Source organism: Streptomyces sp. NPDC056835 (assembly GCF_042789485.1).
In the GTDB taxonomy this organism is placed as follows: Bacteria; Actinomycetota; Actinomycetes; order Streptomycetales; family Streptomycetaceae; genus Streptomyces.
Window position 1 is genome coordinate 134790 of the sequence record NZ_JBHUBB010000011.1, and the last position, 13599, is coordinate 148388.

The 13599-nt window shown below is 70.9% G+C and carries 10 protein-coding genes; 8 read left to right on the forward strand and 2 right to left on the reverse strand.

All coding sequences use genetic code 11. The features are described 5' to 3' along the window. Positions 1-94: 94 nt before the first annotated feature. Positions 95-2575: a ThuA domain-containing protein gene (locus ACFRMN_RS15045; protein WP_383018818.1), complete on the forward strand. Its 2481-nt coding sequence runs from the start codon at positions 95-97 to the stop codon at positions 2573-2575. Beyond that, positions 2572-4800, forward strand: a complete 2229-nt coding sequence (locus ACFRMN_RS15050; RefSeq protein WP_383018821.1) for an OmpL47-type beta-barrel domain-containing protein — start codon at positions 2572-2574, stop codon at positions 4798-4800. The genes ACFRMN_RS15045 and ACFRMN_RS15050 overlap by 4 nt, the downstream gene beginning before the upstream one ends. Before the next feature lie 59 nt (positions 4801-4859). On the opposite strand, the gene ligD is transcribed toward ACFRMN_RS15050, so the two are convergent. Further along, positions 4860-5876, reverse strand: coding sequence for a non-homologous end-joining DNA ligase (gene ligD / locus ACFRMN_RS15055; protein ID WP_383018824.1), 1017 nt, complete (start codon positions 5874-5876; stop codon positions 4860-4862). 74 nt (positions 5877-5950) lie between these two features. Between ligD and ACFRMN_RS15060 the strand changes: the two genes are divergently transcribed. The 6 genes from ACFRMN_RS15060 (at position 5951) to ACFRMN_RS15085 (ending at position 12186) form a co-directional block, all read left to right on the forward strand. Further along, entirely contained in the window at positions 5951-7021 is a 1071-nt protein-coding gene (locus tag ACFRMN_RS15060; RefSeq protein ID WP_383018829.1) for an ATP-dependent DNA ligase, read from the forward strand. A 111-nt stretch (positions 7022-7132) separates the two neighbouring features. Then, complete coding sequence (locus ACFRMN_RS15065) at positions 7133-8194, forward strand: NAD-dependent epimerase/dehydratase family protein (protein WP_383018832.1); 1062 nt, start codon at positions 7133-7135, stop codon at positions 8192-8194. Between the two features lie 139 nt (positions 8195-8333). Next, a complete protein-coding gene (locus tag ACFRMN_RS15070; protein WP_383018835.1) occupies positions 8334-9077 on the forward strand; it encodes a glycosyltransferase family 2 protein in 744 nt (247 codons plus the stop codon). Then, on the forward strand, positions 9074-9706 hold the full coding sequence (locus tag ACFRMN_RS15075; RefSeq protein ID WP_383018838.1) for a DUF2064 domain-containing protein: 633 nt from the start codon (positions 9074-9076) through the stop codon (positions 9704-9706). The genes ACFRMN_RS15070 and ACFRMN_RS15075 overlap by 4 nt, the downstream gene beginning before the upstream one ends. Beyond that, entirely contained in the window at positions 9703-10491 is a 789-nt protein-coding gene (locus tag ACFRMN_RS15080) for a class I SAM-dependent methyltransferase (protein WP_383018840.1), read from the forward strand. The genes ACFRMN_RS15075 and ACFRMN_RS15080 overlap by 4 nt, the downstream gene beginning before the upstream one ends. A gap of 120 nt (positions 10492-10611) precedes the next feature. After that, entirely contained in the window at positions 10612-12186 is a 1575-nt protein-coding gene (locus ACFRMN_RS15085; RefSeq protein WP_383018843.1) for a phytoene desaturase family protein, read from the forward strand. A gap of 133 nt (positions 12187-12319) precedes the next feature. On the opposite strand, the gene ACFRMN_RS15090 is transcribed toward ACFRMN_RS15085, so the two are convergent. Beyond that, a complete protein-coding gene (locus tag ACFRMN_RS15090; protein WP_383018845.1) occupies positions 12320-13594 on the reverse strand; it encodes a Glu/Leu/Phe/Val dehydrogenase dimerization domain-containing protein in 1275 nt (424 codons plus the stop codon). Positions 13595-13599 lie beyond the last annotated feature (5 nt).

A 13599-nucleotide genomic window follows, 5' to 3' on the forward strand; every position in this document is an offset into this window, starting at 1 on the left:
GTTGGTGGGATTGCGGTCGTACCTATTGGCGAACTGACGAAAGAGGTCTAGCTTCAGGCGCTGTTGCTGTGACCAAAGAGGGGTGGGTGAACACATGCAGCGCGCACCACATCACCGGTCAAGATCCAGGCGCGGAATGGCCGCGGCCCTGGTGGCCGGAACCATGGCGGCGTCCCTGCTCGGCGGCACCGCCGCCACGGCCAAGCCGTACCCGGAGCCGCCGTCGACAACGTTGTCTCTTCCGTCGCCGCCCGGCGGCGAGAACGTCAAGGTCCTGGTCTTCCACGCCTCGGCCACCGCGGAGTCGCCGGTCGTCAACGCCGGTATCGAGGCGATCGAGACGATCGGTCTGACGGGACCCGCGGCCGGACGCTTCAAGACCGAGGCCACGGACGACGCTTCGGTCTTCACCAACGCGACGAGGCTCGGCAAGTTCAACGCGGTCGTCTTCCTCACGGGCGGCGGCGATGTGCTCGACCCCGATCAGGAGGCGGGCCTCGAAGCCTATGTGGAGGCCGGTGGCGGCTTCCTCGGCCTTCATGACGCGGCCCGTACCGAGCCGTACTCCGACTGGTTCACCGGGCTGATCGGAGCGCGTCCCACGACCAGTCCCACCACCGTCCAGCGCGCGACGGTCGAGGTCGGCGACCGCGTCAACCCGGCCACCAAGAGCCTGCCGCTGGAGTGGAAGCGGCCGGACAAGTGGCTCAACTGGGCCACCAACCCGACCGGCAAGGTGCATACGGTCGCCCGCGTCAGGGAGGCCAGCTACAAGCCCGGCACGGGTGCCAACGGCGCCGACCACCCGATCTCCTGGTGCCGTGACTACGACGGCGGCAGGTCCTTCTACACCGGGATGGGCGGTACGGCCGACTCGTACGCCGAGACCGACTTCCGCACCCATCTGCGCGGCGCGCTCCAGTGGACCACCCGTATCTCCCCCGCCGACTGCAAGGCGACGATCGACTCCAACTACAAGGCGGAGCGCGTCACTCAGGCGAACCAGGCGGGCCAGCAGGACCAGATCGGCGAGCCGCACGGCCTGGTCGCGGCGCCCGACGGCCGCGTGCTGTACATCGGCCGCGGCGGTGGCGACAACAGCGCCCCCGTGGTGACCGACTGGGCCGACCCGAACATCGGCAAGGGTCTGGGCCAGATCCATGTCTATGACCCGAAGACGAAGAAGGTGACGCTCGCGGGCGCGCTGACGATCTTCGGGAACAAGGGCGGCGGCGATGAGCTGATCAAGGTCGAGGAGGGGCTGCTCGGTATTGAGCTGGACCCCGCCTTCGAGACCAACGGCTATGTGTATCTGCACTACACCCCGCACTCCCAGCTCAACCGTGACACCCGGATGGCGGAACGCCGCGTCTCCCGCTTCACGCTGGACCTGGCGACCAACAAGCTGGATCTCGCCTCCGAGAAGGTCCTGCTGAAGTGGCCGGTGCAGGTGAACAGCTGCTGCCACGCCGGCGGCGGTATGGCCTGGGACTCGAAGGGCAACCTCTACATCGCGACCGGCGACAACAACTCGTCCGGATTCAGCGACGGTTACTCGGGCAACAACCCGCAGCCGAACTACAAGGGCGTCTCCTTCGCGGACGCGCGCCGCACCGCGGGCAACACCAACAACCTGAACGGCAAGATCCTCCGTATCCACCCCGAGTCCAACGCCACGTACACGCTGCCCGAGGGGAACCTCTTCACGGGCAAGGAGGAGGCCGAGGGCGGCGGCAAGACCCGTGGCGAGATCTATGTGATGGGCGTGCGCAACCCGGCACGTATCTCCATCGACAAGAAGACCGACACGCTGTACGCGGGCTGGGTCGGCCCGGACGCCGGTTCGCCGTCCACCGTCTGGGGCCCGGCGAAGTACGACACCTTCGCCGCGATCACCAAGGCGGGCAACCACGGCTGGCCGTTCTGCATGGGCAACAACCAGCCCTACCGGGACCGTAATCTGCCCGACCCGTCCAAGCCGCTCGGCTGGTACAACTGTGCCGCGCCGAAGAACGAGTCGCCCAACAACGACGGCCTGGTGAACCTGCCTCCCGTCACGGGCAACACCATCTGGTACTCGCCCCAGGGCGGCGCCCCGGACTACCCGCGCGACGCCAACGGCGTGCCCAGCTACAAGCCGGAGGAGGCCAAGTACCTCCTGCCGTGGCTCAAGGGCGGCGGCCAGGCCACCATGAACGGCCCGCTCTACCGGTACGACGCGCAGAGCGCCAGCACCGAGAAGTGGCCGGAGTACTGGGACGGCAAGTGGTTCGTGGGTGACTTCTACGACGCCGCGGACAGCCCGCGCCACGCGGTGGTGACGGACCCGAAGACCGTCGGCAAGGGCGGTCTGCCGGTGACGGCGGAGTCGCTGAAGAAGATCATTCCGGTCGGTCAGGGCGGTATCCGCAACCTGATGGACTGGAAGTTCGCCCCGGACGGCTCGCTCTATGTCCTGGACTACGGGCGGGGCTTCTTCACCTCGGACAACCAGTCCGCGCTGTGGCGCGTGACGTACAAGGGCGGCGCGGCGACACCGGCCGCCGACAACCTCGTCAGGAAGGCGGCGCAGTGAGACACCGATCTCCCCTGAGGCATCGGCCTCTACGCCTGTGGACGGCCCTGGTGGGTGCGTTCCTGATGGTGCTGGGGCTGACCTCGACGGCGGCGTACGGGCGTGGCGACGACCGTACGGACGGCGGGAAGGCGGCCGCGGCCCAGGTGCTGACCTGGACGGCCGGCGACCCCATCGACAAGTACCTGTCTTTCCCGACCACCGCGCTGGCCGGGCCGACCACGATCGTCTTCGAGAACAGCGCGGCCACCGGCAACACCACCGGGATGCCGCACACGCTGACCTTCAACGTGTCCGATCCCGAGTACAACAACGATGTCCAGCTGAACATCCTGGCCAACCCCAGTGACGCCAACGGCGGCAAGTACACGGCCGAGGTCAATCTGACCCCGGGCAAGTACCGCTTCCACTGCTCCATCCCGGGGCACGGGCAGATGACCGGTGTGCTCACCGTGACCGAGGTCGGTCCCGGGGACACCACGGCTCCCGAGACCGCCGCCAAGGTGGAGGGGCAGCAGAACGCCGACGGCGCGTACGTCGGTTCCGCGACGGTCTCGGTGACGGCGACCGACGCGGGCTCCGGGGTGGCGACGACCGAGTACGCGGTCGGCGCCGACGGACCGTGGCAGCCGTACACCGCTCCGGTGGTGGTCGACCAGGTCGGTGACCACACCATCAGATACCGGGCCACCGACCAGTCGGGGAACGTGGCGGCGGAGAAGTCCGTCTCGTTCAAGGTCGTCTCCCCGCCGACCGATGACACGACCCCGCCGGAGACCTCGGCGACCGTGAGCGGCGAGAAGGACGAGGACGGCAACTATCTGACGATGGCCACGGTCACCGTCACCGCCTCGGACACCGGCTCGGGCGTCAACACCATCGAGTACGCGCTCGGGGCCGATGCCTGGCAGCCGTACACCGCTCCGGTGATGGTGCACGAGACCGGTACCCACAAGGTTCGCTACCGCGCGACCGACAAGGCGGGCAACGCGGCGGCCGAGAAGTCCGTCGACTTCACGGTCGTGGAGGCGCCGGCGAAGGACACCACTCCGCCGGTGACGGGTGCGGTCGTGACCGGTGACAAGAACTCCAACGGCGCGTTCATCACCAGCGCCAAGGCGACCGTCACCGCGACCGACTCCGAATCCGGAGTGGACAAGATCGAGTACTCCCTCGACGGCGGCCCGTATCTCGCGTACACGACGCCCGTGATCGTCGACCAGGTCGGCTATCACGTCCTCGCGTACCGGGCGACCGACAAGGCGGGCAACACCTCGCAGGCCGCGCAGGCGTCGTTCACCATCGCGCAGGGCGGCGGCGTTCCCGCGCCCAACTGCCCGGAGTTCGACGAGCGGTTGACGGTCATCGTCGGTACGGTCGACACGGGCGTGCCGAACCGGCTGACCCGTAACCGGTGCACGATCAACGAGCTGATCGAGGACGAGAAGGACTGGAGCTCGCACGCCCTCTTCCTCAAGCACGTCGACACGGTGCTCGACAAGCTGCTGGCCGACAATGTCATCGACCAGCGCGAGTTCAACAAGATCACCAGGGCCGCCAAGCAGTCCAAGATCGGCAAGCCCGGACAGACCGAGGGCTACCGCGATCTCTTCGACGGCACGGCGGCGTCCCTCGCCAAGTGGCAGCAGGTCGGAGGCGGTAAGTTCGCGCTCTCCGGCGACGGTGCCATCACCAGCAGCACCACGGTCGCGGGCATGGGCATGCTGTGGTTCCCGGAGCGCAAGTACGGCGACTTCTCGCTGAAGCTCCAGTTCCGCGACGACGCCCCGGGCAACGGCAACGCCAACGGCGGTGTCTTCGTCCGCTTCCCGAACGTCCATGACCACCCGGAGGAGTCCCGGCCGGAGTGGGTCGCCATCAACTACGGCCACGAGATCCAGATCCTCGACAGGCCCGACGGCGACATGTACAAGACCGGCTCGGTCTACGGCTTCGACCGTGTGGGTCTTGGCGGCGCGGGAGTCACGCCGAAGGGCACCTGGAACGACTACGAGATTCGCGTGGTCGACCAGCACTTCACGATCCTGCGCAACGGTGTCGTGATCAATGAGTTCGACAATGTGGGCGGGCAGACCTTCTACCCGGAGCGCGCCGGAGACCCCGGCACGGACGGCCGGCGGTACGCCACCGGTTATGTCGGGCTTCAGGTCCACGGCACCACGGACGTGATCTCGTACCGCAACATCCGCATCCAGGAGCTGTAGGCCGCGGAAGCGTCACCACGTGTGTGCCCCCTCTCCACGGAGAGGGGGCACATCCGCGTCTACGGTTCGTCTTTCCTGGCCCGGCTCGGCTGGACCCGCTTCGGCTCGCCCGGCATCTTCGGGTAGTCCGGCGGGTACGGCATGTCCCCGAGGCCGTGGTCCCGCTCGTAGCGGTCGGCCAGTTCGAGCAGCCCTTCCAGGCTGTGCGGCCGGTCCGCCATCTCGGCGTGCGGATCGCCCACTTCGGTGAAGCGCACCGGCATCGTCGCCAGATCGAAGTCCTGCGGTGCGACCTCGTCCAGCTCGTCCCAGCGCAGCGGCGCGGAGACCGGGGCGTGCGGCTTGGGGCGTACGGAGTAGGCGGAGGCGATGGTGCGGTCGCGGGCTGTCTGGTTGTAGTCGACGAAGATCCGCCGGCCGCGTTCCTCCTTCCACCAGGCGGTGGTCACCCGGCCGGGCATCCGCCGCTCCAGTTCATGGCCGACGGTGATGGCGCACCGGCGTACCTCGGTGAAGGTCCAGCGCGGTTCGATCGGTACGAACACATGGAGGCCGCGTCCTCCGGAGGTCTTGGGCCAGCCGCGCAGCCCCTGTTCCTCCAGGAACGCGTGCAGTTCATGGGCGGCGGCGACCGCGTCCTTGAAGTCCGTGCCGGGCTGCGGGTCGAGGTCGATACGCAGCTCGTCGGGGTGGTCGGTGCGGCCCTTGCGCACCGGCCAGGGGTGGAAGGTGAGACAGCCGAGGTTGGCCGCCCAGAGGACGGCGGCGACCTCCGTCGGGCAGATCTCGTCGGCCGAACGGCCGCTGGGGAAGTCGATGCGGGCGGTGGGGATCCAGTCGGGCAGGTTCTTGGGGGCGCGCTTCTGGAAGAAGGACTCGCCGTCGACGCCTTCGGGGAAGCGCTCCAGCGTCGTGGGCCGGTCGCGCAGGGCGCGCAGGATGCCGGGCCCGACGGCGAGGAAGTAGCGCGCGACATCCAGCTTGGTGAAACCGCGCTCGGGAAAGTAGATCTTGTCCGGGCTGGACAGCCGTACGGCCCTGCCGCCCGCTTCCAGCTCCACCGCTGCACCACCCATGTGCGCCACGGTAGGCCGGGCCCGCGCGGAGCGCATATCGGGCGCGGCTCGCTGTTCCCGAGCACAATCGGGGCATGGATCTGCCGGTGATGCCTCCCGTGAAACCCATGCTCGCCAAGTCAGTGGCGCGTATCCCGCCGGGGATGCAGTACGAGGCCAAGTGGGACGGCTTCCGGGCGATCGTCCACCGGGACGGCGACGAGGTGGTGATCGGCAGCAGAACCGGGAAGCCCCTGACCCGGTACTTCCCGGAGCTGGTCAGGGCCCTGCGCGCCGAGTTGCCCGGTCGCTGCGTGGTGGACGGCGAGATCGTGATCGTCCATGAGGACCGGCTGGACTTCGACCGGTTGACCGAACGCATCCATCCGGCGAAGTCCCGGGTGGATCTGCTCGCCGAGCGGACCCCGGCGAGCTTCGTGATCTTCGATGTGCTCGCCCTCGGGGACACCTCACTGCTCGCCATGCCCCAGGCGCTGCGCAGAGAGGCGCTGGAGGCCGCCTTCGCGGTGCTGCACCCTCCGGTGTATCTCGCGCCCGCCACGAGCGATATCGAGGTGGCCCAGGAGTGGTTCGAGCGGTACGAGGGCGCCGGTCTTGACGGGGTGATCGCCAAACCCCTCGATCTGCCGTACCGGCCGGACACCCGGTCCATGTACAAGATCAAGCACGAGCGGACGGCGGATGTGGTCGTCGCCGGCTACCGCCACCACAAGAGCGGCCCCGTGGTGGGCTCGCTGCTCCTGGGGCTGTACGACGCCTCGGGCGCGCTCCAGCATGTCGGGGTGTGCGCGGCGTTCCCGATGAAGCGCCGGGCGGAGCTGATCGAGGAACTGGCGCCGCTGCGCATGGAGTCGGCGCAGGGCCATCCCTGGGCCGCGTGGGCGGAGGAGTCGGCGCACGAGAGCGCCCGGCTGCCGGGCGCGCCGAGCCGCTGGTCGGGTACGAAGGATCTGTCGTGGCTTCCGCTGCGGCCCGAGCGGGTGTGCGAGGTCGCGTACGACCATATGGAGGGCGACCGGTTCCGGCACACCGCGCAGTTCCGCCGTTGGCGGCCCGACCGTACGCCCGCGAGCTGCACCTACGCGCAGTTGGAGGAGCCGGTGCGGTACGACCTGGCGGAGGTGCTGCGGGCGCCGGGCCACTGAGCGCGCCCCGCGCGCACCAGGTCGGCCACACGGGGGCCGCGATCTTACGGACCTGTGACGCCCCGGCGCGTGGCCGCGCGTGGCGGCCGGGCGCCGCATAGCGTCCCCGCCATGCGTGTACTCGTCACCGGAGGCGCGGGCTTCATCGGCTCGCACATCGTCACCGCTCTCGGCTCCCTCGGCCATCGGCCCGTCGTCCTGGACTCCCTGCTGCCCTCGGCACACCCCGTGCCACCACCGCGTCCCCCGGAGGCGGAGTGGATCCACGCCGACGTACGGGACCGGACGGCCCTCGCCGCCGCCCTGGTGGGTGTGGACGCGGTCTGCCACCAGGCGGCGATGGTCGGGCTCGGTAAGGACTTCGCGGACGCCCCCGACTACGTCAGCTGCAACGATCTGGGCACGTCCGTCCTGCTCACCGCCATGGCGGAGGCGGGGGTGCGGGATCTGGTGCTCGCCGGGTCGATGGTCGTCTACGGCGAGGGCCGCTACGACTGCCCCCGGCACGGCCGGGTCGCGCCGGGGCCACGGACCGTGGGTGACCTGGACGCCGGGCGCTTCGAGCCCGGCTGCCCGTCCTGCGGCGCGGAGTTGGCGCCGGGGCTGATCGGTGAGGACGCGGCCACGGACCCGCGCAATGTGTACGCGGCGACGAAGCTGGCCCAGGAGCATCTGGCGGCGGCCTGGGCACGGGCCACCGGCGGCCGGGCCGTCTCGCTGCGCTACCACAATGTGTACGGGCCGGGGATGCCGCGCGACACCCCGTACGCGGGGGTCGCCTCGTTCTTCCGCTCCTCGCTTGCCCGGGGCGAGGCGCCACGGGTCTTCGAGGACGGCGGGCAGCAGCGGGACTTCGTTCATGTACGGGATGTGGCGTCGGCGAACGCGCTGGCGCTGAGTGCCGTACGGATCCGGGAGCCCGGCGTGCTGAGCGCGTTCAACACCGGCAGCGGCGAACCGCACACGGTCGGCGAGATGGCCGGGGCGCTGGCGGCGGCGCACGGCGGCCCCGATCCGGTGGTCACCGGGGAGTACCGGCTCGGCGACGTCCGGCACATCACGGCGTCGTCGGCGCGGCTCAGGGCGGAGCTCGGCTGGCGGCCCTCGGTCGGATTCGCCGAGGGTATGGCGGAGTTCGCCGCGGCGGGCCAGCGGGCGGCCGCGGTCCTCTGACCGCCGGGTACGCGCCGGTCCTCCGACCGCCGGGCGGTGTGCTGTGACCCGAACGGCCCGGGGCCGGTCGCCACCACGCCGATGTCCGTGTTTCGTAAGGCCTCACATCCCTTTTGTCGGTTCCCGAATTCATACGGTGATGGACGTGACCCCCTCCGAACCCACGACGGTTGACGTCGTACTTCCCTGTCTCGACGAGGCCCTGGCCCTGCCATGGGTGCTGAAGCACATACCGGAAGGCTGGCGCGCGATCGTCGTCGACAACGGCTCGACCGACGGCTCGGCGCGGATCGCCGCCGGACTCGGCGCGACGGTGGTGCCCGAACCGCGGCGCGGATTCGGGGCCGCCTGTCATGCCGGACTGCTCGCGGCCGAGGCGGAGTTCGTCTGCTTCTGCGACTGCGACGCCTCCCTGGACCCCGGGCTGCTGCCCGGCTTCGTGGCGGAGATCGCGGCGGGCCGGGCCGATCTGGTGCTCGGCCGCCGCAGGCCGCGGGAGCGCGGGGCCTGGCCGGCGCACGCGCGGGCCGGGAATCTGGCGCTGGCGCGGATGCTGCGCCGCAGAACCGGCCTGCGGCTGCACGACCTCGGGCCCCTGCGCGCGGCGCGCCGCGAGGCGCTGCTCGGACTCGGCCTCACGGACCGCCGCAGCGGCTACCCGCTCCAGATGGTCGTACGGGCGGCCGACGCGGGCTGGCGGGTGGCGGAACGCGATGTGCCGTATCTGCCGCGTACCGGCAGGTCGAAGGTGACCGGCACCTGGCGCGGCACCTGGCAGGCGGTGCACGACATGCGCGGAGTGCTGGCGGAGCCGCCGGCCGGGGCCGGAACGGACGGCTCGCGCGCCGGGCGGAGCGGCACGAACCGGGCGGGTGCCCGATGACCACTCTCCTTGTGCTGGCGAAGGCGCCCGTGGCCGGGCGCGTCAAGACACGGCTCACTCCCCCCTTCCGGCCGGACGAGGCCGCCCTGCTCGCGGAGGCGGCGCTGTGCGACACGCTCGCGGTGGTGCTGGCCGCGCCCGTACGACGGCGGTTGCTCGTCCTCGACGGTGTTCCGGGAGACTGGCTGCCGGCCGGGATCGAGGTCATACCTCAGTCGGGCGGCGGGCTGGACGAGCGGCTGGCCGCCGCCTTCGGACTCTGTACGGGGCCCGCCGTGCTCGTCGGGATGGACACCCCGCAGCTCACCCCCCAGCTGCTGGCCCCCGCTCTCGCGCCCGACGCGTGGCAGGGCTGTGACGCGTGGTTCGGGCCCGCTCTGGACGGCGGGTTCTGGGCGCTGGGCCTCGCCGCGCCGGACCCCGCGCTGCTGCTGGGCGTACCGATGTCGGTGCCCGAGACCGGGGCCGTACAGCGCGCTCGGCTGCTGGGCGCGGGACTCGTCGTACGGGATCTGCCGCCGTTGCGCGATGTCGACACCGCGCGGGACGCCACGCTGGTCGCGGCCGAGGCACCGGACAGCCGGTTCGCCGCGGCCCTCGGCCGGCTCGCCGGGGCCGGGGTGCGATGACGACCGCCGAGACCACCGCCCAGGCCCAGGCCCAGGCCCGCGCCCAGTCGCGCGCCCCGGCCCCGCCCCGGTCGCCCGCCGCGGGCGCCCTGCGGCAGCGCCGTGCGGCTCCCTGGCAGGCGGACCCGTACACCGACGCGCTGCGTAGCGGCCGCGGCCCGCTCTTCCTGCGGCGCTCCGACGGCTGGCTGCTGCCGCTGGAGGTGGAACGCTGGTGCTCGGAGCCCGACAGCGCGGATCTGACGGTGCTTGAGCGCTGCCGGGGCACCGTACTCGACATCGGCTGCGGTCCCGGCAGGCTGGTGGCGGCGCTGGCGTCCCGGGGCCGGCCCTCCCTGGGCATCGACATCAGCCCGGCTGCCGTGGCGCACGCCGTGCGCGCGGGCGGCAGCGCGCTGGTGCGGTCGGTGTTCGATCCGCTGCCGCGTGAGGGTGGTTGGCACACCGCGCTGCTCATGGACGGCAACATCGGTATCGGTGGAGATCCGTTGGCGCTGCTCTCCCGGCTCACCCGGGTGGTCGGCACGCCCGGTTCGCTGATCGTCGAGACGGCCGCGGCCGGAATGGACGCCGAGTTGGACGAGCGCGTGCGGGTACGGGTCGACAATGGCAACGGCGCTCCGGGCGAGGCGTTCTCGTGGGCCCGGGTCGGCGCCCGCGCGCTCGTACGGCACGCCCGCGCCACGGGCTGGGCCCCGTCCGAGCAGTGGGCGGTGGCGGGCCGCCGCTTCGTCGCGCTGGAACGTCCGGACCGCACGGCCGGGCGCGGGGCGCACGCCTCATAGGCCCTGTCCGGTCGGACAGAACACCCAGCCAGGCGGCCGCTCGGCGCGGTCCCCGCCATCTCGCCCCCGTGAGCGGCGCATCGGCGTGACTCCCCCGACAAGAGCGTGTTACCAAGAGTCATGGCTGCACAAGCGGAATTCACCCAGGACGTCTACGACGTCGTCATCGTCGGTGGTGGTCACAACGGGCTGGTGGCCGCCGCCTATCTCGCTCGGGCGGGGCGCTCCGTGCTCGTACTCGAACGTCTCGGCGTCACGGGCGGCGCCGCCGTCTCGACCCGGGCCTTCGCGGGCGTGGACGCGCGTCTGTCGCGCTATTCGTACCTCGTCTCTCTCCTGCCGTCGAAGGTCGTCGACGACCTGGGGCTGAGCTTCGCCGTACGGAAGCGCTCCGTGGCCTCCTACACGCCCACGGTGCGCGACGGCCGTGCGACCGGGCTGCTCGTCGGCGGCGGTGAGGAGCGCACCCGCGCGTCCTTCCGGGCCCTCACGGGATCCGACGCCGAGTACGAGGCGTGGCAGGACTTCTACGCCACGACCGGGCGCGTCGCCCGGAGCGTCTTCCCCACGCTCACCGAGCCGTTGCCCACCCGCGAGGCGCTGCGCGCGCGGATCGGCGACGACGCCGCCTGGCACATGCTCTTCGAGCAGCCGCTGGGTGTCGCGATCGAAGAGCGGTTCAGGGACGACCTGGTGCGCGGTGTCGTTCTCACCGACGGCATCATCGGTACCTTCAGCGATGCGCACGACGCGTCCTTGGCCCAGAACGTCTGCTTCCTGTACCACGTGATCGGCGGTGGCACGGGAGACTGGGACGTCCCGGTCGGCGGCATGGGCGCCTTCACCGACGCGCTGGCCCGAGCGGCCCGAGCGGCCGGGACCGAGATCGTCACCGGCCATGAAGTGCTCCGTATCGACCCGGACGATCCCCACTCCGTCGTCACATATCGCACCCGGGCGGGAGAAGGCACCGTCGCGGCGCGCAAGGTCCTGGTGAACGCGTCCCCCGAGGCCCTGGCCCGGCTCGTCGGCGACGAGGCTCCGACCGACCGGCCCGAGGGCGCCCAGCTCAAGGTCAACATGCTGTTGCGCCGGCTGCCGCGGCTGCGTGACACGTCCGTCGACCCGCGCGAGGCGTTCTCCGGTACGTTCCACATCGCCGAGGGCTACGGCCAGCTGGCCAGGGCCTACCGGGAGGCAGCCGGAGGAGCGCTGCCGTCGTCACCGCCTTCGGAGATCTACTGCCACTCGCTGACCGACCCCAGCGTCCTCGCCCCCGAGCTGGTCGCCCGCGGCTACCAGACGCTGACGATGTTCGGAGTCCACACGCCGGCGCGGCTGTTCGAGGATGACAACGACACAAAGCGGGAGGCCCTGCTCAAGGCGGCTCTCGCCGAACTCGACGCGGTGCTGGACGAGCCGATCGCCGACTGTCTGGTACGGGACGAGGACGGCAGGCCGTGCGTCGAGGCGAAGACACCCCTCGATCTGGAGGAGGAACTGCGGTTGCCACGGGGGAACATCTTCCACCGGCCGCTGGCGTTCCCGTTCGCCGACGAGGACAAGGGCACCGGCCGCTGGGGAGTGGAGACCTCGCACACGAACGTACTGCTCTGCGGCGCGGGAGCGGTGCGCGGCGGCGGTGTGAGCGGTATCCCCGGGCACAACGCGGCCATGGCCGTGCTGGAGCAGTGAGTTCGTCATTGCCGTGCCCTCGCGCGGAGGCCGGGACGGTCCCGGCCTCCGCGTTCGAAACGGTCCGACGCGGTCGGACAGCGAGTCTTCGCTCGGCGCGAGGGTGAGGGTGAGGGTGAACAGGCGATTGGCCTCAGCGCGGGCCGCCAGGGCCGCCTGCGATGGGGTGTGCTGTTCCGGCGGCCCCGGCGTGCCGGCCGAACCTGGCCTCGATGTGAGCGATCTTGCGGTCGACCACTCCGAGAGCCGCTTCACGCGGTGTGACGCCGTGCTTCTCGGCGTCCGAGAGCATGTCGGTGGTGAGGCGGCGCATGGCCTCCCTCACCTTCGCGTGGGCCTGGGCGGAGTCGGCGCCGATGTCACCGAAGAGCGTCCACCACCACCAGGCGTTCGTCGCCGAGTTGGCCACGAAGTCCGGCAGGACCAGGGTGCCGCGCGCGTGCAGCGCGGCTTCCGCCTCGGGGAGCGTGGGCATGTTGGCGGCCTCGGCGATGATCCGGGCCGTGATCCGCGCCTGGTTGGACGCGTCGACGCAGTAGGAGACCGCCGCCGGGACGAGGATCTCGCAGTCGATGTCGAGCCACGCGTCGTCGGCGGCGGTCCGGGAGTCGCCGGGGCGCAGCCGTGAGCGGTCGATTCCGCCCAGGCCGTCGCGGGTGAGGAGCAGTCGCTCCACGTCGAGCCCTTCAGGGTTGACGATCACTCCCCGGGCGTCGGCCAGCCCCACCACGGTGACACCCGCCCGGGCGAGATAGCGTGCGGTCGCGCCCCCCATCGATCCGAATCCCTGGACGACGGCCCGTGCCGACGTGCGGGCGATACCGAGGTGGTCGAGCGCGGTGAGGGCCGATTCGGCGACACCGAGGCCGCCGACGAGTTCGGGGAGCGGAATACCGTCGACAGCGATGGCGAACGCGTCCGCCAGTCGTTCGCGTGCTTCCGCGGCATCGTCCAGCAGCGGGTAGATGGCCTCGATGGAACTGCCCAGGCCCAGTTCGGCGAGGACTTCGTCGATGGTGTCCTGGCGCAGTCCCAGGTCCTCGCCGGTGGTCCAGTGGTGCTTCAGGACGGACCGTACGGCGTCGAGGAAACGCCCGAGGACGGCCCGCGCCTCCGGGTCGTGCGGCCCGCAGTCGATGCCGCCCTTCGCGCCACCGAGCGGGACGTAGCGGCCGGCCGGGTCGTAGTGGAGCGCTTCCTTACGGGTCATTCCGGCCGCCAGGCCGCGCACTTCGTCGAGTGTGCAGCCCTCGCGCATGCGGAGTCCTCCGCTGGCGACGCCTCTGACCAGCCGGTCGATGACGACGAATCCCTGCCGTCCGGTGACCGGATCGGTCCAGATCAGCTGAAGGTGCGGCGGTGCGGCGACGGTGGTGGGGCCGGGGGTACTCGGTGGGTCGGCTTTCATGTAAG